The sequence below is a fragment of the Pseudorhodobacter sp. genome (assembly GCF_034675685.1).
Classification (GTDB): domain Bacteria; phylum Pseudomonadota; class Alphaproteobacteria; order Rhodobacterales; family Rhodobacteraceae; genus Pseudorhodobacter.
The window spans coordinates 53,445-78,777 of record NZ_JAUCDA010000005.1 but is presented as its reverse complement, the minus strand read 5'-3'; the positions used below and the strand labels follow the sequence as shown (position 1 = coordinate 78,777).

Sequence of the window (25,333 nt, the reverse complement as noted above, 5' to 3'; positions counted from 1 at the left end):
ATACCAATGGTTCAGCTATCGGGCCTTGCCCTATTCGGCGGTCGCGCGAAAATGCGCAATCCGGCCCAGGCCACGCGCGCCACCTTGCCGTGCCAAGGCAACCGAGGCGGTTTGCGCCCCTGCGTCCAAACATTCAGTCAGGGGGCCATCATCAAGCCACCGGTCCAGAAAGCCGGCATTGAAGGCATCCCCTGCGCCGATGGTATCAACAACCGCAACCGGCACTGCGGGCCGGGCAAGCTGACCGCCTTTGGCAAACACCTCGGCCCCCGCCTTGCCATTTTTCACCACGACTATGGCCGCATAATCTGCCAAAGGGGCCTGCCGCATCAGGGCCTCAGCCTCCATCTGGTTTGGCATGAAAATATCAACCCCGGCCATCAGGGCAACCAGATCGTTCCGCGCCAACACCTTGGCATCCCAGGCACAATCAACCGAAATGCTCATTCCAATGGCTTTTGCTGCCGCCACGATCTCGGGGGATTCAACAAGGCTGGCCAACTCGCCAATGTGTAGATGATCATAGCCGCCTTCCGCAATCAGGGCGGCCAGCCCCCCAGGCAAGGCCGGGCCGCTGCGGCGGGTTACAAAGGCCCGGTCATCACCCGTCACCAGGGCCACTGTTATCTGCGGGTCCTCCCCTGCTGCGGCATAGACACAAGGCGCAAGATCAATTCCCGACGCCGAAAGTTCGGCCATGATCGGGCCCGCAAACGGTTCTGCCGGGATTATGGCGGCCAAACTTACATGGCGACCCAAGGCGGCCAGATAGGCGGCGGTAATATAAGCCCCCCCCCCCCGCCGCCAGCACAAGCGAGTCGGCATAAACCTCTTGCCCGGCGACGGGGGGCATGGACAAACCGCCCATCACCAGATCACAATAAAGCCGGCCCGTGCAGAGCACCCGTTTCCCATGCTGTATGCCCTGTGCCTGCCTTTTCTCGCTTCGCGTCATCGAATTGCTACCCCATCGGTATCAAACAAATGCAGGTTTTCAGGGGCGACCAAAAGTTGCACAACCGCCCCCAAGGCAGGCGGGCTGCGACCATCGGCGCGGGCAATTACCTCTTGCCCGCCGATATCGACATAGGCCAGCGTTTCTGCGCCCAAGGGCTCCAACACCGAAACCCGGCCCTCAAAACTGCCCGGTCCGTCACCCACGCGCAGATCATCCGGGCGGATACCCACCGTGATCGCCGCACCGATTTCCCGCCCGGTCTTGCGCGCAATATGGCGCCCGGCCACTTCCAGCCCCTGCGCCACAACCCGCCCGGCCAAAAGGTTCATCGACGGCGCACCAATAAACTGCGCCACAAAGATATTCGCTGGCTGATGAAACACCTCAGCCGGGGTGCCTACTTGTTGAATATGCCCATCCTTCATGATTACGATTTGGTCGGCCATCGTCATGGCTTCCACCTGATCATGGGTCACAAAAATGATCGTGGTATTAACGCGCTGATGCAGTTTCTTGATTTCAAGCCGCATCTGGCTGCGAAGCTGCGCGTCCAGATTCGACAGCGGCTCATCAAACAAGAACACCGCCGGATCGCGCACCATCGCGCGGCCAATCGCGACCCGCTGGCGCTGCCCCCCTGAAAGCTGTGCGGGCTTGCGGTCCAGATAGTCGGTCATCGACAATAGCGCCGCAACCTCTTCAATCCGCGCCACTTTATCCGCTGCGGGCATCTTGGACCGGCGCAGACCAAAGCCGATATTCTTGCGCACAGTCATATGCGGATAAATCGCGTAATTCTGGAAAACCATGGCGATATTGCGATCTTTGGGCTCCAGGTGGTTGACGACTGCGCCATTGATCAGCACCTCGCCGGCCGTCACATCCTCCAGCCCGGCGATCATTCGCAGCGTGGTGGATTTACCGCAACCCGACGGCCCGACAAAAACCACAAACTCGCCATCCGCCACGTCAAGGTTCACCCCATGCAGCACCTCGGTCTTGCCATATTTCTTGCCAAGGTTTCGTAAACTTACAGTTGCCATCTCTTACTCCACCAGCAAAGCGTCAAAGGCCGCGTTCAGCGCGGTTACCGCGGTTGCGGCCCGGCCAAGGCGTAACTGGTTCACCTCTACGCTTTCGGCCAGCTCATATTCATATTGACCAAAGGCTTCATCCAGTGCCGCAGGTGCCGGGCCGCCAAAGCGGTTGCGCTGCGCGATAAAGTTTTCTGCGCTGACCGCCACCGCAAACCCGGCCGCATCCAGTGACGGTTTGCGCCCGGTTTCCGCAATGAAGGCCAGCGAAAACGCATCGAACCCCTTGGCCAGCGGCACGTTGCGCGCAATCACGTCATGCGCTGTTTTAGCCGCGATTTCATGCGCTTGCCGAAAGCTCAGCCCATCGCCGCGCACCAAAGTATCCGCCAGTTCCGTCACGGTCACGCAGGCTGCATCCATATTTGCCGCCACCCGATCGGCCCTGATCGAACAGGCCGGGATCAGCGCGCGCAGCAGCGTCAGCACCCGCGTTGCACTGTCAAACGCGGCGTAGCCTGCCACTTGCACCTCGCCCTCGCTGTCATTCATATCGGTAAAGGGCGTGTTGTGCATCGTGTTCACCACCGCATCACAGCGCCCCACGGTCATGCTGGCCAGATGGCGCAGATGCTCTATCGGCACCGGGTTACGTTTTTGCGGCATGATCGAGGAAATCTGCACCAAGGAATTGGGCACATATAGTTGCCCCACCTCAAACGCAGACCAAAACTGCATGTCTTGCACCACGCGGCCCAGATGCAGGAAGGTCAATTTCATTGCCGAATAAAGCCCGGTGATATAATCAACCCCGGCAATACAGGCGTAGGAATTGCGCAGCGGTTCGGCAAAGCCAAGCAGTTCTGCCACCCGGTGCCGGTTGATCGGAAACCCCGAGGTGGTGATCGCCGCCGCCCCCATCGGGCAATGATCCAACACCTCACGGGCGTCGCAAAGCCGCTGGCCATCGCGGATAAACACCTCGATCATTGCGGCCAGATAATGCCCATAGGTTGTGGGTTGCGCGGGTTGACCGTGGGTATAGGCCACGATCAGCGTATCGCGTTCACGCCGCGCGGTCGCCATCAGATCAAGCGCAAGGCCCATCATCTGCGCCAGCAGTGCATCCGTCTTTTCACGCAGCACCAGCTTGAAAACCGTATGGTCCATATCATTGCGTGACCGCGCCGTATGCAGCGCCCCGGCCACATCCGGGCCCAGTCGGCGTTTCAACTCGGCCTCGACCAGAAAAAAGTAATCCTCATATTCGCCGGTATAGCGCAGCGTGCTCAGGTCGATCTCGGCATCAATCGCGGCCAGCGCACGGGCGATCTTGCCCGCCACATCGCGCGGCAAAATGCCTTCTTCGGCCAGCATCACCAGATGCGCACGGTTGATTGCGCGCACCGGCCCCGCATAATGCGCCTTGGCGGCATCGAACAAAGGCTCCAGCACCGTGTCGCGATAGGCCGGATCGGGAAATTTACTGGTATCGTTCATCCTTTTAGCCCCGCCATTGCCACGCCGCGAATGATATACCGCTGAAACACCAGAAACACGACCAGCGTCGGGATAGTGGCCAGGGCCGCCCCGGTCATGATCAGTTCCCATTCCACCGCTTGCTCGACGCTAAAAGTCGTCAGGCCCACCGGCAGGGTGTAAAGCTCTTGGCTGTTGGTCACGATCAGCGGCCATAAAAACGCGGTCCAGTTGCCAAGGAACACGAAGATCGCCAGCGCACTCAGCGCGGGTGTGACCATCGGCAAAGCCACCGACCACCAGATCTGAAACTCATTCAACCCGTCGATACGCGCTGCCTCAAGGAAATCATCGGGTACGGTTTCAAAGAACTGTTTCATTAGAAAGGTGCCGAAAGCGGTCATGATGCCGGGGAACATTATGCCCCAATAGCTATCAAGCCAGCCAAAGCTTTTCGACATCAGATACCACGGGATCACCAGCATTTCCGTCGGAATCATCAGCGTCGACAGGATCGCGATAAACACGAAAGTCCGCCCCCGAAAGGTGAATTTGCACAGCGCGTAGCCGACCAATGCATCAAAAAACACGGCTGAAAGCGTGGTCAGCGTGGCAATCAGAAAGCTGTTCCCGAACCAGCGCAGAAAGCGCCCATCCGACAGCACATAGGTATAATTCTCAAAGGTCGGTTCCTTGGGGATGATGTTCAGCTCATACATCTCAAACGGATATTTGATGCTGGCCGACAGCATGTAGACAATCGGCATTACCATCACGATCGCGCCCATCGCCAGCAGCGTCCAGCGCAACACCGCCCAAGGGTCACGCGGGCCCTTCGCGGTCCGCGTGGCGGGGCGCGCCCGCATCAGGCTTTCAGAACTGGCCCTGATCTCGTTCATGGTTTTTCCCTTAGCACGCGCAGTTGCACCAGACTGACCACCAGCAATATCCCGAACAGAACCACGGTTTGCGCGGCTGCATAGCCCATGTCGAAACTGGAAAACGCCGTCTGATAGATCATCAACACCAAGGGCTTGGTACTATCCAGCGGCCCGCCGGGGTTGTTGGTGGTCATGTTGAAGACCTGATCGAAAATCCGCAGGAACCCGATCGAGGAAAACACCACCAGAAACACAATCGTCGGCTTCAACAGCGGCAGCGTGATCTCACGCATGATGGTCCAGCCAGACACCCCGTCAATGCGCGCCGCCTCATAATAGCTTGTCGGAATGGCGCGCAGCCCGGCCATGAAGATGATGATCTGAAAGCCAAGCCCCGCCCAGATCGCCGGCAGCAAGATTGCGGGCAGCGCGTTGCTGGTGGAGTTCAGGAAATTGACCTGCGCAAAGCCCAAGGAGGCAAGGAAGTTGTTGAACAAGCCAATCGGTACCGGCTGATAAAACCAGCGCCACACCCAGGCCATCGCCACGGTCGAGGTCAGGAAGGGCAGAAAATACAGCGCCCGCAACGTGCTATGCAGCAGCCGGGTTTTATCAAGCTGCCAGGCAATGACAAAGCTCAGCACCAGGGAAATCGGCGTGCCAAGGATCAGGTACACGAAAGTATTGCGAAACGCTTTCCAAAACACCGGATCATGCCACAGCTTGACATAATTTTCGACCCCTACCCATTCGCGCGGGCCCAGCAGGTTCCAACTTTGAAAGCTGAGAATGATCGCATTGAAGGTCGGGTAAAAACGAATGACACAGTAAAACAGGATAGGCAGGGCCAAAAAGCCCCAAGCCCAGACCACCTGCTTTTGGCGGATCGAAAGGTTGCGATAAAATGACATGGTGCCCAAACCCTTGCGAACGCTGTGTTTCATCCCCAAAAAAAGCGGCCCGGCTGCACCGGGCCGCAAGTCAGGGAGGATTTACTTGTTGTAATAGCCGTCCAGAATAGCCTGCTCGGCGGTGGCGGCCTGCGCCAGCGCATCGGCTGCCGACTGGCCTTCAAGGAACATGCGGCTGACCGCATCCACCAAAACCTGTCGCTGACCGGATTCGTCAACGAAAACGGTGGTCTGGGCATAGCCAAGCCCCGCCACAAACGGCCCGAACACCGGGTCGGCAAGGTTTGCCTCGGTCATCGCCGCCGATGGTTTCGCGGGCAATTCGCCAACCGTATCCAGCCAGATCTGCATTGCCTCATCGCTGGTGATATATTCCATGAACTTGACCGAGGCGTCATATTTTTCGCCCTGCGCCTTGGTCGTGATCGCGTTCACCCAATAGCTGGCATAGTTCGACTTGCTGCCATCCGGCCCCGCGGGCAATTCCGCGACCCCCCAATCAAGCCCGCGCGTATCCTTCAGCGCCCCAATCCGGAAAGAGCCGTCAATATGCATCCCCGCACGCCCCGCCTTGAACGCGGCCTGCGGCTCATCCATGAAGGTATCGCTGGTAACACCATGTTTTTGCTGCAAATCGGTATAGAACTGTAGCGCGGCAACCCCGGCATCGGTGTTATAGGTCACGGTCTTGTTGTCGTCGGAATAGGGCGCGCCGCCGAACTGGCGCACCAGCACCTCACGCAGCCAATGGTGGTCTTGCGCGGTCATGCCGCTGGTCAACCCCTCGGCGGTGATATTGCCCGCGCCGTCCTTGGTGGTCATTTTGGCGGCCATTTCGACCAATTCATCCAGCGTGGCGGGCGGTGCCTCGATCCCGGCTTCCTTGAACATCCGCTTGTTGTAGAACAGCGCAAGCGAGCGCACCGCCGTCGGCAGCGCCATATACTGCCCGTTCATCTTCATCGCGCGGACCATGGGGAAGAATTCGGCCTCGATCTTCTCTGCCGGGAATTTGTCGGCGGGCAATGGTTGGATCAGATCTGCCTGAACATAATCATTCAGCCAGCCGTAAAATAGCTGCACCACATCCGGCCCCTCGCCGGCCGGAATGGCGGCGGCGACCTTGGTGCGGTAATCGGCATAGGGGAAGGTGCTTTGCTTGACCGTGATATCCGGGTTCGCCTTTTGGAAATTGTCGATCAGCACATCCATCGCCGTGATTCGTGCGTCAAAGATATACTGCCAATACTCGATCTCTACCGCTTGGGCCGGGGCCGCCGCAATCAGCGCCGCAAGGCTGGTCGCCGCAGCATATGTAAACGTCTTAAGTGCTTTCATCTTTGCCGTCTCCCTTGTGCAACCCCGTGCCGTGACCGGCCAGGCATGTTTATTTCAAGCAAGTGTTGACGGCTTCCTGCCAAAGATCAATACTTTATTCAAATGTTTTGAGTTAAGGTTGCCCAGTGTCCTTTCATCCCCAACAAATCGCCGGAAAAAACGCCGAAAAGACCAAGCTGCACAACCGTCGGGTGGTCTTGGGGTATCTTTGGGGCCGGTCCGCGGGGCGGGCCGAGATTGCCAGGGCTTCGGGGCTTTCGACTCAGACCGTGTCCAATCTGGTGGCCGAGCTGGAGGCAGAGGGCCTTGTTGTGCCCGCCGGTCGCCGCGCATCTGCGCGCGGCCAACCGCCTGTGCTTTATGCGTTCAACCCCTCGGGCGCTGCGGCTTTCGGGTTTGAGGTGCGGCCCGACACGCTGACCATGGTGCTGACCGATATTGGCGGCAGGGCGCTGACCTCGCGGCAGATCCGGCTGACGCAAACCGATCCCGCCACTGTTCTGGCGCAAATGGCCGCGCTGGCGCAAGACGCGACGGCGCAAACCAAAACCACAAGGATTCTGGGGGCGGGGCTGGTGATTCCCGGCCCTTTTGGTGTCGAGGGGCTTAGTGTGGCCGGTGCCACGGCCTTGCCCGGCTGGGACCCGGCGAAAATCCCGGCAATGGCCCAAGCCGCCCTTGGCCTGCCGGTCCATATTGATAAAGACGCCACGGCAGCGGCACTGGCCGAGGGCATGGGCGGCGCGGCGCAGGGCCTGTCTTCCTATGCGTTTCTTTATTTCGGCTCTGGCCTTGGGCTGGGCGTTGTGGTGCAAGACCACCCGCTGCGCGGCGCTTTTGGCAACGCGGGCGAGGTTGGCCATGTCATCATTCACCCCGGCGGCTTGCCCTGCGATTGCGGCAATTCCGGCTGCCTGGAGCAATATGTCAGCCGGGTTTCGGTGCAACGCCATCTGATCGCACGGGGGCATCTGCCACCCGATACCACCGGCACCGATGCCACGCTTATTCGCCTGCTGGCCGCGCAAGATCCTGATCTTCTCGTCTGGCTGGGGATCGCCGCCGAGGCGCTTTCACGCGCGATTGGCATGTTGGAAAACCTGTTTGATCCACAATGCACCTTGCTGGGGGGCGCGCTGCCCGATGCGCTGATTGACCAGTTGATAGCCCGCCTCAGCCTTCCCCCCGGCTCGGTCGCGCGCCGTGCAGATCGCAGCAGGCCGCGCGTGGCGCGTGGCACCTCGGGGCGGCTGACGGCGGCGCTTGGCGCTGCCGCCCTTGTGATCCATGATATCGTGACCCCCCGCCTGGAGGCGCACAAACACAACTCCGCCCCCCCTGACACCCTCCGAATGGAAACGCCCCAATGCCCTTGACCGATGCCGCCCGTATTCGCGCCCAATCCACCCAGCCCTCGGGTCTGATGCTGTGGCGCGCGTTGCAACCTTTGCGCGGCCTTGTGCGATTCATGAACTCGGGCGCGCACCCGGATGATGAGATCAGCGGCATGCTTGCCGCCCTGACCTATCGCGACGGGCTGTCGATATCCTATGTCTGCTCTACCCGCGGCGAAGGCGGGCAAAACGATATCGGCCGCGAGGCGGGGGCCGCCCTTGGAACCCTGCGCACGGCCGAAATGCACGCCGCTGCCGATGTGCTGGGCCTGTCGATGTATTGGCTGTCTGATACACCTTCCGATCCGATCACCGATTTCGGCTTTTCCAAATCCGGCACAGAAACCCTTGGCAAATGGGGCCACGCCCATACCCTGCGCCGGCTGGTCGAGGCGATCCGCGCCGACCGCCCCGATATTCTTTGCCCCACTTTTCTTGATGTCCCCGGCCAGCACGGCCACCACCGCGCCATGACCCAGGCCGCGCATGAGGCGATGGACGCCGCCGCCGACCCCGATTTCAAGGCCGCAGGCGCGCCGTGGCAGGTGGCCAAACTTTACCTGCCCGCGTGGTCGGGCGCGGGTGATGCCTATGATGATGATCTGCCGCCCCCCCGCACAACCGTCGAAATTCCGGGCGCGGGGCATGAGCCACCCTCGGGCTGGACATGGGCCGAGATCGGCGAGCAGGCCCGCGCCTTTCACGCCACCCAAGGCATGGGCCATTGGACCGGCGGGAAAGAGCCGAAAGGCTGGCCGCTGCATCTGGTTCGCAGCATGGTCGGCCCGGATCTAACCGGCAAACACGGCGCAATCACCAACAATCTGCCCAATTCCTATACCGAGCTGCTGCCCGGCAATGCAGGGGCTACGCCGTTGGATGCGCAGTTGGTGGCCTGTGTCGCCGCGTTTCCCGATAGCAAGGCGGTGCTGCATCACGCCTTCATGGCGCTGCCCCATATTGAAACCACCCGCCGCCAGTGCCAGGACCGCAATCAAAGCTACGCCCTGCACCGGCTTGACCGCACCGCAGCGCAACTGGCGCGCGTGATCTATCTTGCGGCAGGCGCGCGCCTGACCGCGCGGCTTGCCGTCGATCACGCCGAACCGGGGCAAACCATCGGGGCCACGCTGGCCCTGATCACCCCGGACCACACCTGCAAAACCAGCGCCGCCTGGCACCTGCCCAAAGGCTGGCACAGCACCGATACCAGCATTACCCTGCCAAAGGATGCCCCAGCCTTTACCCCCTACCCGATGGTTCACCACGCCCACGCCCCCCAAGGCCCGGTCGCCGTTGCCGTCACGCTGGAATATCAGGGCCTCAGCACCACTTTGCACCTGCCACCAGACCAGCAATTGCTGGTGCTGCCAAGGCTGCAAGCCGCCATAGCGCCCGCCGCCGTCTTCCTCAACAGCAGCGCCCCGCGCCCGATCGCGCTGCGCCTGACCCAGGATGCACGCCTTGAAATCCCCGCAGGCTTCACCCAAACCCGTACAGCCGAGGGCCTCAGGTTAACCCCCGACACACCCCAACCTGCCCTGTACAGCCTGCCCGTCAGCCTGGACGGCCAGCCCGCCCAGACCGTCACCCAAATCAACCACAGCCATACCGGCCCCCTCATCCTGCCCGCCCCTGCCACCCTGCGCTTGCGTGTGGCCGAGGTTGCCCTGCCAAAGGGCCGCATCGCCTATATCGGCGGCGGCAATGACCGCGTAGATCACTGGCTGCACGCCATGGGTGCCGATGTGACGGCCCTGCCCGACACGGCGTTGACCGCGTCGTCACTTGCCGAATATGACAGCCTTGTAATCGGCATTTTTGCCCTGCGCTTCCGCCCTGCGCTTGCCGCGCTGATGCCTGCCATCCACCAATGGGTACGAAACGGCGGCACGCTGCTGACGCTGTATCACCGCCCCTGGGACAATTGGGATATTCGCCATACCGCCCCCGCACCGCTGGAAATCGGCAAACCCAGCCTGCGCTACCGCGTCACGGATGAGGCAGCCCCAGTTACCCCTCTGATCCCCGATCATCCGCTGCTGAACAGCCCCAACAAAATCACAGCCGATGATTGGCACGGCTGGGTCAAGGAGCGTGGCCTGTATTTCGCCAAAAGCTGGGATGCCGCTTACAAACCGCTGTTGCAAATGGCCGATAAAGGCGAGGCCCCACATAAAGGCGCGCTGCTGACTGGCCACTTTGGCAAGGGCCAGCACCATCACTGCGCCCTTGTGTTGCATCTGCAAATGGAGGCTCTGGTGCCCGGCGCTTTCCGCCTGATGGCCAACCTTACCGAACCCATCCGCTGACATGGCCATCATCCCACGCCTTACCGTACCGCAAACCACACAAGACAACGGCCCGGCCCGCAATAACCTACGCGGTGCGATTTGGCTGATCACGGATATGAGCTTTAACATCTGGGCGCTTGCCATCGCCAAATCGCTGGGCGTGGATCTGCCGCCGATTCAGATCGTTCTGGTGCGGGCCTTGGTTGGGCTGGCGCTGCTGCTGCCCTTCGTCGCCTATAATGGTGGCATGGTCCGGCTTGCCAATCCCGGCCTGCAAATACTGCGCACACTCCTTTCCACCATCGCCATGACCGGCAATTTCTTTGCTGTGGCGAAACTGCCATTTGCGCTGTTTACCACCGTCAACTTTACCCGGCCCTTGTTGATGATGACCCTTGCCGCATGGCTGCTTAGTGAACGCATCCGCCCCAGGCAATGGCTGGCGGGCGGCATCGGCCTTATAGGCGTGGTGATCGCGGTTGATCCGTCAAGCCTTGGCAGCGGATATGCCTCGGGCCTTGCCGCCCTTTTTGCATCCGTTATCGCGGGCACCATTGCCGTGATCATCCTGCGCCGCATGCGCAATGAGGATGCACTGGCCCAAATGATCTGGCAAACTGCCGGCCTCTCGCTTGTCAGCGCGGTTCCTGCGCTCTATTTTTGGCAAGCCCCCGGCGCGCATTGGCCGATCCTGATCTTGATCGGGTTGTTTTCCCAAACCGCGCAGTTTTGTTTCATGCGGGCGCATTACTGGGCCGAGGCGGGCGTTATCGCCCCCTTGGGCTATTTTTCACTGCTCCTCTCGGTCTCGATCGGCTATTTCGTTTTTGCTGAAATTCCCACAACCGGCCTTTATTTCGGCGCAGCCCTTATCATTGGCGCGGCCCTGATGGCAGGGCAGAAACGTAAACGCCCCTGAACCCTTGCGAAAGGGCCAGAGGGTGTTGCGCCAGTGTGGGCCAGTGCGACCTGACTTGGAAAACACGGCGGAACACATCTATTCCAAACCTTTTTCACACGCCGGGGCCAAGCCCGAAAGCGTTACGCCTCAGGGTTTTCAGGTCGTTTCAACTGAAACAGATCTGTGCTGCGCGCATACCAACCTGCGCCATGCATCCGGCCAATCAGGCCCAGCGCGGGCGTATCAATATATCCACGCGCCGCGTCCAAAACCACGGCATCATCAATATGTGCCGCGACGACACGGCCAATCACAATGGTCTGCATCGGGCCCGTAATCACAGATGACAGCATCACACATTCAAACGAAACCGGGGCCGCCGCAATCCGTGGTGGCTTGATATGGCCTGAGGGGGCCGTCTCCAGCCCCGCCAGTTCCAATTCGCTCACCTCTGGCCCCAGCGCCGCACTTGTTTTATTCATCGCCTGCGCCAGTTCTTCAGGGACAAGATTTACAACAAACTCGGCAGTCTCCAGAATGTTGCGCGCGGTATCTTTCCATCCTCGGGCCGCATCACGCACCAAGCCGATCGCGACAGTTGGTGGCGTGTGCCCCATCGCATTGAAAAAACTATAGGGCGCGGCGTTTACCACACCGTTCGCACCCAGGGTGCTGACCCATGCAATCGGGCGCGGCGTGATGGTAGAGGTAAGAAGCTTATAGCTGATCTCTGGCGCAATTTTATCAAATTCGAACAACATTCAGCCCAACCCTTTTCTGTTTGGGCCAAGTCTATTCATTTTCCAACCCTGCGCCAGCCCCAAGGCTTATTGCACCATCGCCACCGGCTCATAGACCGGCTGGCCACCGGGCTGCATCACGGCGCGATACGGTATCCCCATAAAGATATTTTCCGCGAAAAACACCAGCGTATTCCCCTCCATTCTTGGCGGTTGCATCGCGTCAAAATCCGGGATGCCAAAATTATGCAGCCGTATGGCACCGGGGGCCACATCCTCATCGGGGTCTTCGGCCTCATAGGCGGCCATGTAATCCGCCTTGAACGCCGCCACATCCACGATCAGCTCATAGCTTTCGCCCTGCGCCAAATGATTGGACATCTGCGCCAGCGCAAATACCCATTTCGGCTCCATCAACGCGGGGGCGGCGGTAAGCAGGCCTGCCACATCGCCGACTTCGGCCTGTTCTACAATCACTATCGGCGCGCCATTGGCTCCGAAGTCCATTTCCATCGGGGGCAAACCATCAGCCATAACGTCTCTCCTTCGTCGTCCAGGATACCCAAACCCGCAACTGCGCCAGCGCGGCCGGGGTCATTCTACAGTGTTCCAACTTGCATCTTCCCAGTTCTTGCCAAGCGGTTTCAGCCGGCCGGTAAAGACATCTTTTTCCCACATCATCAACTCGCCCGAAATCGGGTCTGGTCGGGCCACGAAATAGGTTTGGCCTGCCGGTCCACCCCAGTTGGAATCGGCCAAGACAACTTCGGGAACCTCAATCGCATTGACAAGCGTATCGGTAATCCTGGCATCCGCTGCCGCCTTCGCCCGATCGGCAAAGAACCCAAGGATGTGGGCTTTGCGCGGCCCGTTCGCATCCGGCTCTTTCTCGGCGACCCATGTATCTGCCCGCTTTTGCGCCAAAGCAGCATTGAAATCTTTCATGCCTTCGGCCATCGCCGCTTTCAACTCTGCCGGGGTCAGCGGTATTTTGGGCGCTTTTTTCAGCGCGGCAATCAGCAAATCCCGCTCATCCTGCGCCGCACCCTCGGCCAAGCCCATCATATGCGCGTGGTAAATGCTGGCTGCCTCCTCGACCGAGATTTCTTCGCGGGCAACCTTTGCTCCCGGCTCTATCAACTCGGCCCGAAATCTGGCAGCCGAGTTCGGGATCGCGGATCTTGTCTTGCGACGGGTGCTTGGGCAGGGCGCTGAAGCTGTGATTGCAGTTTTCGCCAAAGGTCGAGATGATTTCCATCTTGCTGCCCCCCGGATCGGCCTTGCCCATGATATAGCCCAGCACCTCTGCCGTCCGATCAGCGCGTGATTTGACCACGGCAGGCGGCTTGTTGCCTTGCACCACACGCAATGTCCGCGGTGTTCCGCCATTCAAAACCCGCGCGGTTTCATGCGCCACACCGCCATCGGGCAAGTTCCACGGCGCTGTACCATTGCCGCCGAACGCGGCCAGAATAGTATCGCGGAACGCGGTTGAGCGCACCAGCGCCACGATCTCATCCCCCTTTGTCTCGCCTTTCTTCTCGCCGGTAGCCGCCAGCGCGATTTTCTCCAGCGCGGCGATAAACCCTGCCTCCTCGGTTATCGCCTTGCCGCCGAAGATGATCTGATAGCCACCATCGGTCGACTTGCCATCGCCGCCGCTGGAAGGCGTCGCCTCATCCAGCTTGGGCCCGGCATTATATTCAAACCTCAACTGACGGCGGATCGCTTTGCTCAGCTTGCGGCGCACCCCGTCAATTTTCAGCCCGTTGTCGGCTGTCGTACTGCCCCAGGCCCCATCCCCCACAATATCCTTGAGCCCGCGCAGAGACGTGCCGCTGGGCGGCGACGGCCAAAGCGCTGCGTTCAACATGCCCCGGAAAACGCTGTCTTGCAATTCTGCCGCCGCCGTAGCTGCCGAATATTCCCACGACCGCATCAGCGGGTTCTCTCCTTTGGGCGGGTTCACATTGGCGGGGTATTCCTTGCCCTGTGCCGATGTGAATTTGCCGGTGCTCGCAATTGTCGAAAACGCCGCCATCGCCCGCAAAGGTTCGGTTTCACGGATTGCCCGCACCGGCGCGGTGGAAAAGCACGACCCTACCGGACCTTGACTTAGCGGGGTCATCATCGCCGACAAGACCGCGGCTTTGGCGTCGTCATCCGTCACCGCATCGGCAGTTTTACCCATCGTGCCGCCAATAATCTTGGCCGAGGTTTGCCGCCCTGTACTGCCCAAGGCCGGCAGCCTGGTATCAGCGATTACCTTGCTTGCCGCCGCAGCGGTTGCCGGATCACTGAAAAGCGCCTTGGTTTCCGCCATCTTGGCGTTCATCTGCGGGGTAAAGGCTGTAAGCGAGCCGGGGTGGAACATCATGTGGTCCATTGCCGCCTTGGCCTCTGGCGTGTCAAATTCGGGCTTGCCATCCTTGATCGCCGCCGCCGCCAGCCCGGCAGTCCGGCTTAGCGCGATCTTGTTAAGGCGCTGAGTCTCGGCGCTTGGCTCTGCCAGCGGCGCGGACAGCCCCCCATAGGGGTCCGGCGCCAATTGCTTGCCCGATTTCAGATATGCCTCAAAGCCTTTGAAATACGCATCCCCCTGCAAGGCCCCCAGACGCAGCGCATTTTGCGCCATCTTGCGCAGATCACCCTCAGGCATATCAAGCCTGCGACCATCCGCAGCGGCAAACCCGTCTTTCATCTTGTCGGCAATCATGCCCAAATTCTGTGCAATCGCCGACGGGTCATCCGACCGCGCCGCCAGTTCCATGGCAGATGCAGCCAAGGCACCATCCTTGGCAAAACCGGCGATAAAGCTGGCCTTGTCGGCATCCTTGAACGCGGGCGTGGCACCGGGCGACAAGCGCCCGAAGGTAATTGCATCCAACAAGCCGCGCTTGGCCTCTCTGGCAGCAAGGTCTTTTTGCCCCGCCATTGCCAAACTTTCGGCGCGGGTCACGCCACTGCTGGCCGTGGTCAGCGCCGTTTCTGCCGCCGCCTCTGCCGCCGCTTTGGCCTCGATTACCGCCGCTGCCGCCGCCTTGCGCCGCCCGTCAAGTTGCATGCCTTTCAGCATGGCCTCTTTTCGTTCGGTCTCGTTCATCTGTGCAGGCTCTGGCAGGTTTTTCCCAAAGTCCAGGAACGCCTTTTGCGCGGCGTCCGCTGCGGCAACCGCTGCAGCCCAATCCGAGCCGGGCAGCGGCGTGCCACCTTTGATTGTCGCCAATTCGCTGTTGGCTTTGGCCAGGGCTACCACCGCTGCGGCCTGTGCCTTGCGCGCGGCCTCTTGGGCCAAAAGCGCAGTTTGCAACGCCTCGGCCGAGACCTCAACCGCGCCCATCGCCCGCAGGGTTTCAAGCGCTGCCGCAAAAGCCTTCGGGTCGGTTTCCGCCAGCTTTTTCAGCGCTCTGGATTTAGTGGGCGGCAACCCGGCCCCTTCCACCAGCTTGTCCTTTGCCGCCTTGATCGCGTTGGGGTTGGTCGCAAGCTCTGCCACCAACCGGTCTTGATCGGTTTCCGAAAAGCCAAGCGCCTGCAAATCCAGCTTTTTACGGCCATCTTCGGTCAGGCTGTCAACAAGATCATCCGCCGCCTCCAGCCCCTTGTCCAGCATATCCTTGGCCTCTTGCGCCAATTCACTGGCCGCGTCGCCAAGACGGTCAAGGATGCCGCCCGTTGTCTCGGCCAGCTTGCCCAGTTCCGTGGCCACAAAGCTGCGGATCAGCGACAACACCGCCGCAGCCTTTTTCAGATCATCGCCCGCAACCACCGAGTCAAACATCACGCCCAATTGCGCGGCCTTGCCCGCAACCCCTTTGCCGGCGCGGGATTTCAAATCCTCCAACCCTGCGGTCAGTTCGGAAAACTCGGCCTTTAACTGGAGGCGAAGCGCGTCTGTATCCACTGCCGGGCTGGCAGGTTTGGCGATGCCAACACCCTTTTCAACCGCCGTCAAAAGCTGGCTTGCCCGGTCATAACCGGCCTTGGCCAACTCGGCCCCTGCCGCCTGCAAGCCACGCGCAAGCTGGTCCGCGCCTTCAGCCTTTTGTGCAACCAGCGCCTTGACTTCCGGAATCAGCTTTTTGATCCGCGCGGTCAGCTCTGCCTTTGGATCTGGCGTTTCCGGTATCGATTCCGGCAGTTCCACTGGCTTTGTGCCCTCTGCTGTCGGCTGGTCTTCCGCCTGCGGTTCTGGTGCCGGATCATCGGCAGCAGGCAGATCGTCGTCATCCGACTCACCATCTGTCATCTGTTCGCCACTGGGCAGCAAGATCACAACCTGATAAAACAATCCGCAGTCTTTCAGATGGCGTTTGGTGGCTTTTGCCAATGTGCTGGGCACATCATCATCTTCGCTGGTGAATTCAATCCGTTTGCCCACCACATTCATCAGGCCCTGAATGCCACGCGGACCGCCGCCATTGGCCTTGGCCTGGCGTCGCATCACATCCGCGCCCTTGGTCAGATGCGCCTCCAGCACCACACCTTCCTTGGCAATCAGCAGCGCAAAATTAAGCGGGCGCTTGCGGGCATTGGCAATCAGAATACCTAAATCCGCGCCTTCAGCCTTCAACTCTGCAGTTGATTTCCTGGCCATCTCAATCCCCCTGGCTGCGTGTGCCTGCCGCCCTGCTTACGGAAAGCTATGCGCCCGGCATCACAAATATATATCATCAAAAAATGTTCGGCCAAAGCTGGCAAAAATCGAACTTGTGATGGAAGCCTAGCGCAGCGGCAAAGCCGCTGGCAATCATTTTCGCGCCCCAAAGCCGCATGACTTAGGGTTTTCTACAAAATGTACTATGTTTCAATGCGTTAACAACGCCCGCCCAGCATCAAGCGGTGCGAAACGCGGCTTTGCTTTCCACAAAAGCGACAATATCTGCCGCGGGCCGCGCACCGGGCAATCGCGCCACTTCTCGGCCGTTCTGATATAAGATCAACAGCGGAATGCCTTGAATACGCAGGCGTTCTGACACTTTCGGGTGGTCTTGGGTATTGATTTTGGCAAGGCGCGCACGGCCTTGCAATGTCTTGGCGGCCTTGGAAAACTCCGGTGCCATCTGGCGGCACGGGCCACACCACGGCGCCCAATAATCCACCAGCAACGGCAAATCATCCCCCCGCGTGGCCTTGTCATGCGCGGCGACGTCCAGTTCGGCGGCCTTGCCTGTCAGCAATGCATCGCCACAAGACCCGCATTTCGCCCCATCCCCCAGCTTGGCGACAGGCACCCGGTTCATTTGCCCGCAGGTCATACACGCCAGTTTCACACCATCCGCCATCTTGGCCTCCACATATTCAATCCAATAAATATGTAAGAGGCCAAAATGCCGGTTTCAAGCGATGACGATCTGCTTTATTCCGCCGCATCCTCATAGGCAGATAGCGGTGGGCAGGTGCAGATCAGGTTGCGGTCGCCATGCACGTTATCCACACGCCCCACCGGCGGCCAATATTTATCCACCCGGAAGGCACCGGGCGGAAAGCATGCGGCCTCGCGGCTGTATTTGCGATCCCATTCGGCCACCAGATCATTCACCGTATGCGGCGCATGGCGCAGCGGACTGTCTTCGGCTGAAATCTCACCATCCTGCACAGATTGTATCTCGGCCCTGATCGCCAACAGCGCCGTGATAAAGCGGTCAATCTCGGCCTTTGTCTCAGATTCCGTCGGCTCGACCATCAGCGTGCCTGATACCGGCCAAGACATGGTGGGCGCATGAAAACCGTTATCAATCAACCGCTTGGCGATGTCATCCACGGTCACGCCACAATCGGCAAACACCCGCGTATCCAAGATACATTCATGCGCCACCCTGCCCTTGTTACCCATGAACAAGATCGGATACGCCCCGTTCAGCCGCGCCGCGATATAGTTGGCGTTCAAAATTGCCACCCGTGTCGCCTGCGTCAGCCCCTCACCGCCCATCATCAGGCAATAGGCCCATGAAATCAGCAAGATAGAGGCAGAGCCATAGGGGGCCGCCGATACCGCCCCCTCATCCAGGCCGGTCAATTCACCGTGGCCCGGCAAATACGGTGCCAGATGCGCACCAACGCCAATCGGCCCCATCCCCGGCCCGCCGCCGCCATGCGGAATCGCAAAGGTCTTGTGCAGGTTCAGGTGGCTGACATCGCCGCCAATCCGCCCCGGCTTTACCAAGCCCACCAGCGCGTTCATATTCGCGCCGTCAATATAGACCTGCCCGCCGTGGTCATGCGTGATCTTGCACACTTCGCGCACAGTTTCTTCAAACACCCCATGGGTCGATGGATAGGTGATCATGCAGGCAGCAAGTTTATCGCCCGCCGCCGCCGCCTTGTCGCGGAAATCATCCAGGTCCACATCGCCATTAGGGGCCGATTTCACCACCACAACCTTCATCCCCGCCATCTGCGCCGAGGCCGGGTTGGTGCCATGCGCGCTTGTCGGAATCAGGCAAATATCGCGCGCCTCGCCGCCATTCGCACGGTGATAGGCCTGAATCGTCAAAAGCCCGGCATATTCGCCCTGTGCGCCCGAATTGGGTTGCATGCTCATCGCGTCATAGCCGGTAATCTCGCACAGCTTGGCCGACAGATCGTCGATCGCCTCTTTATAGCCCAGCGCCTGATCCGCTGGCACAAACGGGTGCAAAGACCCGAACTCCGGCCAGGTAAGCGGCATCATCTCGGCGGCCGCGTTCAGTTTCATCGTACAGGACCCCAGCGGAATCATCGCCCGGTCCAGCGCCAGATCGCGGTCGGACAAGCGGCGCATATAGCGCATCATTTCCGATTCCGCCCGGTTCATATGAAACACCGGATGGGTCAGGTAATCGCTTTCGCGCAGCATCGTTTCAGGAAACCCCAGTTCGGCCCGGTGCGGTGGCACCCCCTCAATCCCAAAGGCGCGCAGCACCGAAATCAACACCCGCTCATCGGTGGTTTCGTCCAGTGAAATGCCGACACGGTCATTGTCGATCTTGCGAAAGTTCAGCCCCTCTTGCCGCGCCGCCGCCAGAATCCCGGCCTGGCCCACGCCAACCTCTACCGTGATCGTGTCAAAAAACGCATCGGGCGACACCTTGGCACCCGCCGCTTTCAACGCACGCCCCAGGCGCACGGCCGAAAAATGCACACGTTCCGCGATTGAACGCAGGCCCTTTGGCCCATGGAACACCGCAAAAAACGACGCCATCACCGCCAGCAAAGCCTGCGCGGTACAGACGTTCGAGGTCGCCTTTTCGCGGCGAATGTGCTGTTCCCGCGTTTGCAGCGCAAGGCGGTAGGCGGTATTGCCCCGGCTATCAATCGACACGCCGACAATCCGCCCCGGCATTTGCCGTTTCAGCGCATCCGCACAAGACATGAACGCCGCATGTGGCCCACCATAGCCCATCGGCACCCCAAAGCGCTGGCTGGAACCGACCGCAATATCGGCCCCCATCGCACCGGGTTCCTTGATCATGGTCAGCGCCAGCAAATCCGTCGCCACAATGGCAATCGCCTTGGCCCCGTGCAAGGCCGCGATCTGATCTGTATAGTCGGTAACATGGCCAAGCGTGCCCGGATATTGAAAAATTCCGCCGAAAACCATGCTCGGGTCCATCGACGCCGGGTCGCCCACGATCACGTCAATTTCCAAAGGCTGGGCGCGCGTCTTGATTACGGCAATTGTCTGGGGGTGGCAGTTTTGATCCACAAAAAAGCCGCGCGCCCGTGATTTGGCGCTGCGTTCGGCCATGGTCATCGCTTCTGCCGCCGCTGTCGCCTCATCCAGCAGGCTGGCGTTGGCAACCGGCAGGCCGGTCAGGTCTGACACCATGGTCTGATAATTCAACAGCGCCTCAAGCCGGCCTTGCGCGATTTCGGGCTGATAGGGCGTGTAGGCGGTGTACCAGGCCGGGTTTTCCAGAATATTGCGCTGAATTGCGGGCGGCGTATTGGTGCCGTAATAGCCCTGCCCGATCAGGCTGGTCATCACCTTGTTCTTGGCCGCCACGCCCCGCATTTTCGCCAGCAACTCATGCTCGGCCAAGGCGGCCCAGCCCAAAGGCGTCTTTTGCTGGATCGAGGCCGGAATGGTTTCATCCATCAGCGCATCCAGACTGGCCGCACCGACCACGCGCAGCATTTCGGCCATTTCCTCGGGCGAGGGGCCGATATGGCGACGGTTGGCAAAATCATAGGTGTTATAGTCGACGGGCGTATAGGTCATCACGCTACCTCATGGTTGCGGATTGGCGTGGCGGGAAACAAGCGTCAATCAAATTGCGCCATCCTCACCGGGCACGAAATCCTTGAAGGTGAAAGTTCCACTATACCCGGCGCGCCTGACGCTGCCGGGTTTGTCTTTTTGCAAGATGGCCGGAGTCTCGGCACGCAAGGCATCTACATAACCCTTGCCGCCGATCTTTGCCCCGTTCATCGGATCATGATAAAATGTTGCGCCTTGTCTCCACGCATCGTGGACCGACGAAAACCAGCGGCAACGATCGCCCTTGATGTTCACGCGGCGCAACATTTTCAGGCGATCAGATCGTTATACTCATCCTCGGACATGAACGTATCCAACACCGACAGATCGTCGATCTTCATCTTGAAGAACCAGGCGTCGCCGGTGGCATCATCATTCACCAAACCGGGGGTGTCATTCAGCTTTTCATTCACTTCGACAATCTCGCCGTCAAGCGGTGCGGCAATATCCGACGCGGCCTTGACGGATTCAATTACCACCACTTCATCGCCGGTGGCGACCATGGTTTCGGGTTCGGGCAATTCCACGAACACGACATCGCCCAATTGGGTCGCCGCATGTTCGGTAATGCCGACGACGACAAGATCGCCCTCTACCCGCAGCCATTCGTGATCTTCGGTATATTTCATCATGGTGGTGTTCCTCAGTATATAAAGGGTCTCAGCGTTTATAGTTGGATGGACGGAACGGCAGGGGAACGACGGATACGGGCAAGCGTTTGCCCCGCACCTCTCCCCATAACTGGGTGCCATCGGCGGCTAGCGCGCGCGGCACATACCCCATGGCAATCGGCATCTCGACCGATGGCCCGAACCCGCCCGAGGTGATGCGGCCCACGGCCGCGCCGCCCTCGGCCTGGTCAAACAGCTCTACCCCTTCGCGCATCGGTGCCCGCCCTTCAGGCTGCAAGCCAACACGCATCCGCGCCGGCCCATCGGCCAATTGCGCCAAGATCACATCCGCGCCCGGAAAGCCGCCGGCCTTCTCACCGATCCGCCGCGATTTCTGAATGGCCCAGGACAGCCCCGCCTCTATCGGCGTCACGCCTTCATCCATATCATGCCCATACAGGCACAGCCCCGACTCCAGCCGCAAACTGTCGCGCGCGCCCAAACCAATCGGCTTCACCGCCGGATGCGCCAGCAACGCCTTGGCCAGCCCGTTCACACCGGCCGTCGGCACCGAGATTTCAAACCCATCCTCGCCGGTATAGCCCGACCGCGAAATCCACAGCTCGCCAAACACCGAATTGGCGGTGATCACATCCATGAAGCGCATCGCCATCACCGAATGGATCATGCCCGAAATCGCATCTTCGGCCCCCGGCCCCTGCACGGCCAGCAGCCCGCGATCGGTGACCTCAATCACCTCGGCCACATCGGCCAGCCTGGCCCGCATATGCGCAATATCGCCTTCCTTGCAGCCCGCATTCACCACCAAAAGCCAATGATCACCGCGGTTGGCAAACATCAGATCGTCAATAATCCCGCCCGCCTCATTGGTGAACAAGCCATAGCGCTGCCGCCCCTCGGGCAGGCCCGCCACGGCCACCGGCATCATCGCCTCCAGCCCGGCCACCAGCGCGTCCATATCGCCCTTGGGGCGCAAAATCACCTGCCCCATATGGCTTACATCAAACAACCCGGCCTCGGCGCGGCAATGCAAATGCTCTTTCATCACGCCCATCGGGTATTGCACAGGCATCTCATAGCCCGCAAACGGCACCATCTTGGCGCCCAACCCCACATGCAAATCGTATAGTCCCGTCCGCTTCAGCTCGGCCATATCGCCCCCTCATAAACCGGAAAAAATCCCCGGCACCCCGCGAACAGGCCAGCCCCACCCGCAAAATGCCCCCTCTGTCCGTACCCTTCACAGGGCGCCTGAGATCGTTATCCCTTCGGCGGGCCGCCCCAAACCTTAAGGGCAAGCCACTCTCCAGAGTCCACTATCAGAACCGGTCCTTTTGCCTGAGAGTTTACCGGGGCGGTTGCTCCTTCGGCACCAGAAACAGGGCTTGCGCCCCGACCGGATTCTCCCGATCCTGATGGATGAAACCTAGCGCGGCCCCCGGCCCCAAAGCAAGCGCGAAATGAATACGACCGCATACATAGGGAACCCGACATGGCACAGCACTTCTTTGGCTACGGCTCGCTTGTCAACCGCGCCACGCACAGCTACCCGGGTGCCGAACCGGCAAGCCTGACCGGCTGGCGGCGCGTCTGGGTCCACACCCCCATCCGCCCACTGGCCTATCTGTCGGTAGAGCCTGACCCGACCTGCACTATCCAGGGCCTTATCGCCCATGTGCCCGGCGGTGACTGGGCCGCCCTTGATGCCCGCGAATACGGCTATAACCGCCACTTGGGTCACGCCACCCGCGCCAACAACACCCCGCATCCGATCCAGGTCTACGCCGTCCCCACCACCGCCTCGCAAGCGGTGCAGGCGGCCCACCCGATCCTGCTCAGCTATATCGACACCGTGGTCCAGGGTTTTCTGGCCGAATTCGGCCCCCAGGGTGCTGCCCATTTCTTCCAGACCACCAAAGGCTGGCACGCCCCCATCCTCAACGACCGCGCCGCGCCGCAATACCCAAGGGCGCAACGGCTGACCAAGGCAGAGCTTGCCATGGTGGATGAAGGGCTTTCGACAGTCGGGAACTTTGCTGCCAGCGCGCAACCTTTCATCAATACTTAACGCGCCTGCCGCAAACTGTCTCCAATCAATAACTGAAATTCAAAGGAGTCGGAGTTGGGAAAACTGACCCATGCGGCGGTTTCCATCTTTCTGGTAACGGCATCACTCGCAACAATCGCCAATGCGAATCACGTCTGCGATTCGATCAACGATCTCAAGCAGTTGCACGCCAGCTCTGCCCCGGCGCAAGCAATTGACAACCCACTTGCCGCACTCAAAATTCTGGGCCACCTCGAACGATCATTGGCACCAGAGTCATTTCGACAATCCAGCGCAAGGCTCCAGCACTCAATCAATGCCGTATCTGATCTGACCGCCAGCTTGCGGCGCTTGGGCAATGCGCCAAATCTCGGGCCCGCCGCGCTCAATGCGAAAGCCTTTCAAAAGGTAACTGAAAGCCTGAACCGGCTGCGATTGATAGAAAGCGCATTTGGTTGCAATGTGGCGCAGGAAACAACCTTGGCATCCGAAGCCATGCCGCCAAAACCCTCTCGGGCATCGCTTGGACAATACCTTCAGAAAACGATTGGCATAGCCCCCACCGCAAGCGATTTTCCTATCGTGATCGCCTTGGCACTGCTCATCGGTGCAGCGCTGTTCACATTGACAAAACGCCGGCGCAAAGGGTTACGCAAGATTTGCCACCTGCCCCTGCTTATCGTTCATGGCAAGAACTGCACGGTTACAAATATTCTTGATATCAGCCGGAACGGCGCCAAGATCGAAGCTGCGGCAAAAGAATTCGATAAAGGCTGGGCCATGCTTTATTTTTGCGGTCACAACATAGAAGGGAAAATCGTCTGGCGAAACAATCTTTACGCAGGGGTCCGGTTCAGAAAAAGGCTTGGCAAGGCTGCTTTGCAGGACGCCCTGACAAAAAACCACATGCCGATTGCCGAAACAAACCTTGCGCGTAACGCGACCCCGTGTTTCCAAATCGGCTGTCATATTGATTGCGCCAAGCACAGGCCGACAGCCATATCGCTCAAAGAGCAAACGACAGATAGGCCTTAGCGCACCGCCTCATCCGGCAGCGCGCACACGCAGCCCAAAACACCAAAAAACCCGCAGTTCAGCCCTTGGCCCGCACCACCTGAAGCAAGGGCATCACATCGGCCATTTCCGGCCCGTGAAGCTGCCCCGTCAGGGCTTTTCGAAGCGGCATGAACAGCCCTTTGCCCTTCCGCCCCGTCGCCTCTTTCACCGCCCCGGTCCAGTCTTTCCAGGTTTCTGGCCCGAAAGGCATTTCGGGCAGCAAAGCCACCGCCTGGCGCACGAATTCGCGGTCTTCCTCGTCAATCAAAGGCTCGGCCCCGTCGCGGAAAAGCTGCCACCAGCCCTCCAATTCATTCAGAACCGTGATATTCCCCTTGGCCACCCGCCAGAACCCATCGCGCAGCCCCTCTGGCACGCCCAATTCCGCAATCTTTGCCGCCACCGCATCAAAAGGCAGGCCCTGAACATGGGCGCGGGTCAGGGGCATCAAATCTTCGGCGTCAAACTTGGTGGGCGCCGAGCCGAAGCTGCCAATATCGAACCCGTCCATCAACTCCTGATGACTGCCCGCCAGTTCCACCGGCTTGGAAGACCCCAGGCGCGCCATCAAGGACAGCAGCGCCAGCGGTTCCACCCCCCGCGCCCGCAAGTCGCGCAAAGACAGGGTGCCAAGCCGCTTTGACAGCGCCTCACCCTGCGGCCCGGTCAGCAGCGAATGATGCGCGAAATCGGGCGGGGTGCCGCCCATTGCCTGCATGATCTAAATCTGGGTCGCGGTATTGGTCACATGATCCGCGCCCCGCACGATAAACGTGACCCCCATGTCGATATCATCAACCGAAGAGGCGAACGTATACAAAACCTGCCCATCCCCCCGGATCAACACCGGGTCAGACACGCTGGCCGCATCAATCGAGATCGGGCCCAGAATTCTATCCGGCCACTCGATCCGCTCCAGATCCAGCATGAACCGCCAATAGCCCGGTGCCGTTTCGCGCAGCGTGTCTTTTTCTGCTGCTGACAGGTGCAAAGACGCGCGATCATAGACCGGCGGCTTGTGCATGTTCAGCAGCTTCTTGCGCTTCAAATCCAGATCGGTGGGTGTTTCGAAACATTCATAAAACCGGCCCGCAGCTTTCAGCTCCTCTGCCGCTTCGCGGTATCGCTCAATCCGCAAGGATTGCTTTTCCACGCGGTCCCAGGTCAGGCCCAGCCACTCCAGATCCTCCATAAGCCCATCGGCATATTCCTGCTTCGAGCGCTCCTGATCCGTGTCATCCAGACGCAAGATGAAGGTGCCGCCGGATTTGCGGGCGATCATCCAATTCATCAAGGCAGTACGAAGGTTGCCAACATGGATATACCCTGTAGGCGATGGGGCAAAGCGGGTGATGGTGGGGCGCGTGGTCATATATTGGCTCTCCTGATCCCGGCTGATCTGTCACATGGGGCTTCATTTGTCCAT

20 protein-coding genes, 1 pseudogene and 1 riboswitch are annotated in these 25,333 nt (G+C 59.9%); of the genes and pseudogenes, 5 read left to right on the top strand and 16 right to left on the bottom strand.

Annotated elements, in window-relative coordinates; all coding sequences use genetic code 11:
* Positions 1 to 30: 30 nt before the first annotated feature.
* The 6 genes from VDP61_RS06355 to VDP61_RS06330 form a co-directional block, all read right to left on the bottom strand.
* Positions 31 to 825, bottom strand: a complete 795-nt coding sequence (locus VDP61_RS06355) for a carbohydrate kinase family protein (RefSeq protein WP_323006110.1) — start codon at positions 823 to 825, stop codon at positions 31 to 33.
* Between the two features lie 126 nt (positions 826 to 951).
* Complete coding sequence (locus VDP61_RS06350) at positions 952 to 2,001, bottom strand: sn-glycerol-3-phosphate ABC transporter ATP-binding protein UgpC (RefSeq protein WP_323006109.1); 1,050 nt, start codon at positions 1,999 to 2,001, stop codon at positions 952 to 954.
* A 3-nt stretch (positions 2,002 to 2,004) separates the two neighbouring features.
* Positions 2,005 to 3,492, bottom strand: coding sequence for an argininosuccinate lyase (gene argH, locus VDP61_RS06345; RefSeq protein WP_323006108.1), 1,488 nt, complete (start codon positions 3,490 to 3,492; stop codon positions 2,005 to 2,007).
* Positions 3,489 to 4,370, bottom strand: a complete 882-nt coding sequence (locus tag VDP61_RS06340; protein WP_323006107.1) for a carbohydrate ABC transporter permease — start codon at positions 4,368 to 4,370, stop codon at positions 3,489 to 3,491. The genes argH and VDP61_RS06340 overlap by 4 nt, the downstream gene beginning before the upstream one ends.
* A complete protein-coding gene (locus tag VDP61_RS06335; protein WP_323006106.1) occupies positions 4,367 to 5,263 on the bottom strand; it encodes a sugar ABC transporter permease in 897 nt (298 codons plus the stop codon). Before VDP61_RS06335 ends, VDP61_RS06340 begins: the two co-directional genes overlap by 4 nt.
* An 81-nt stretch (positions 5,264 to 5,344) precedes the next feature.
* Positions 5,345 to 6,601, bottom strand: a complete 1,257-nt coding sequence (locus tag VDP61_RS06330; RefSeq protein ID WP_323006105.1) for an extracellular solute-binding protein — start codon at positions 6,599 to 6,601, stop codon at positions 5,345 to 5,347.
* A gap of 125 nt (positions 6,602 to 6,726) precedes the next feature.
* Between VDP61_RS06330 and VDP61_RS06325 the strand changes: the two genes are divergently transcribed.
* From VDP61_RS06325 to VDP61_RS06315, 3 genes are read left to right on the top strand one after another with little or no spacing between them, the layout of a single operon-like run.
* A complete protein-coding gene (locus tag VDP61_RS06325; protein WP_323006104.1) occupies positions 6,727 to 7,977 on the top strand; it encodes an ROK family transcriptional regulator in 1,251 nt (416 codons plus the stop codon).
* Positions 7,968 to 10,307 carry a PIG-L family deacetylase gene (locus VDP61_RS06320; protein ID WP_323006103.1) on the top strand — a complete coding sequence of 780 codons (2,340 nt, stop codon included), beginning with the start codon at positions 7,968 to 7,970 and terminating at the stop codon, positions 10,305 to 10,307. Before VDP61_RS06325 ends, VDP61_RS06320 begins: the two co-directional genes overlap by 10 nt.
* A 1-nt stretch (position 10,308) precedes the next feature.
* Complete coding sequence (locus tag VDP61_RS06315; protein ID WP_323006102.1) at positions 10,309 to 11,208, top strand: DMT family transporter; 900 nt, start codon at positions 10,309 to 10,311, stop codon at positions 11,206 to 11,208.
* Positions 11,209 to 11,330: 122 nt separating this feature from the next.
* Here VDP61_RS06315 and VDP61_RS06310 read toward each other — a convergent pair whose 3' ends face one another.
* The 9 genes from VDP61_RS06310 to gcvT form a co-directional block, all read right to left on the bottom strand.
* Complete coding sequence (locus VDP61_RS06310; protein WP_323006101.1) at positions 11,331 to 11,951, bottom strand: flavin reductase family protein; 621 nt, start codon at positions 11,949 to 11,951, stop codon at positions 11,331 to 11,333.
* Positions 11,952 to 12,017: 66 nt separating this feature from the next.
* Positions 12,018 to 12,464, bottom strand: coding sequence for a hypothetical protein (locus VDP61_RS06305; protein ID WP_323006100.1), 447 nt, complete (start codon positions 12,462 to 12,464; stop codon positions 12,018 to 12,020).
* A gap of 60 nt (positions 12,465 to 12,524) precedes the next feature.
* Positions 12,525 to 12,992 carry a hypothetical protein gene (locus VDP61_RS06300; RefSeq protein ID WP_323006099.1) on the bottom strand — a complete coding sequence of 156 codons (468 nt, stop codon included), beginning with the start codon at positions 12,990 to 12,992 and terminating at the stop codon, positions 12,525 to 12,527.
* A complete protein-coding gene (locus tag VDP61_RS06295) occupies positions 12,961 to 16,527 on the bottom strand; it encodes a hypothetical protein (RefSeq protein ID WP_323006098.1) in 3,567 nt (1,188 codons plus the stop codon). The genes VDP61_RS06300 and VDP61_RS06295 overlap by 32 nt, the downstream gene beginning before the upstream one ends.
* Before the next feature lie 238 nt (positions 16,528 to 16,765).
* The gene (trxC, locus tag VDP61_RS06290; RefSeq protein ID WP_323006097.1) at positions 16,766 to 17,215 is read right to left on the bottom strand and encodes a thioredoxin TrxC; all 450 of its coding nucleotides are present in this window, start codon (positions 17,213 to 17,215) and stop codon (positions 16,766 to 16,768) included.
* A gap of 74 nt (positions 17,216 to 17,289) precedes the next feature.
* Positions 17,290 to 20,133 (bottom strand): aminomethyl-transferring glycine dehydrogenase, encoded by a 2,844-nt coding sequence (gene gcvP / locus VDP61_RS06285; protein ID WP_323006096.1) that lies wholly within the window; start codon positions 20,131 to 20,133, stop codon positions 17,290 to 17,292.
* A 48-nt stretch (positions 20,134 to 20,181) separates the two neighbouring features.
* On the bottom strand, positions 20,182 to 20,427 hold the full coding sequence (locus tag VDP61_RS06280; protein WP_323006095.1) for a hypothetical protein: 246 nt from the start codon (positions 20,425 to 20,427) through the stop codon (positions 20,182 to 20,184).
* 14 nt (positions 20,428 to 20,441) lie between these two features.
* Positions 20,442 to 20,801 carry a glycine cleavage system protein GcvH gene (gene gcvH / locus VDP61_RS06275; RefSeq protein WP_323006163.1) on the bottom strand — a complete coding sequence of 120 codons (360 nt, stop codon included), beginning with the start codon at positions 20,799 to 20,801 and terminating at the stop codon, positions 20,442 to 20,444.
* A gap of 31 nt (positions 20,802 to 20,832) precedes the next feature.
* Positions 20,833 to 21,957: a glycine cleavage system aminomethyltransferase GcvT gene (gene gcvT / locus VDP61_RS06270; RefSeq protein WP_323006094.1), complete on the bottom strand. Its 1,125-nt coding sequence runs from the start codon at positions 21,955 to 21,957 to the stop codon at positions 20,833 to 20,835.
* 163 nt (positions 21,958 to 22,120) lie between these two features.
* A riboswitch (glycine riboswitch) is annotated at positions 22,121 to 22,223 on the bottom strand.
* Between the two features lie 73 nt (positions 22,224 to 22,296).
* On the opposite strand from gcvT, the gene VDP61_RS06265 reads away from it, so the two are divergent.
* Positions 22,297 to 22,872, top strand: coding sequence for a gamma-glutamylcyclotransferase family protein (locus tag VDP61_RS06265; RefSeq protein WP_323006093.1), 576 nt, complete (start codon positions 22,297 to 22,299; stop codon positions 22,870 to 22,872).
* A 54-nt stretch (positions 22,873 to 22,926) separates the two neighbouring features.
* Positions 22,927 to 23,886, top strand: coding sequence for a PilZ domain-containing protein (locus tag VDP61_RS06260; protein WP_323006092.1), 960 nt, complete (start codon positions 22,927 to 22,929; stop codon positions 23,884 to 23,886).
* A gap of 58 nt (positions 23,887 to 23,944) precedes the next feature.
* Here the strand turns inward: VDP61_RS06260 and gltX are convergent.
* A pseudogene (gene gltX / locus VDP61_RS06255) lies at positions 23,945 to 25,279 on the bottom strand (glutamate--tRNA ligase).
* Positions 25,280 to 25,333: the final 54 nt, after the last annotated feature.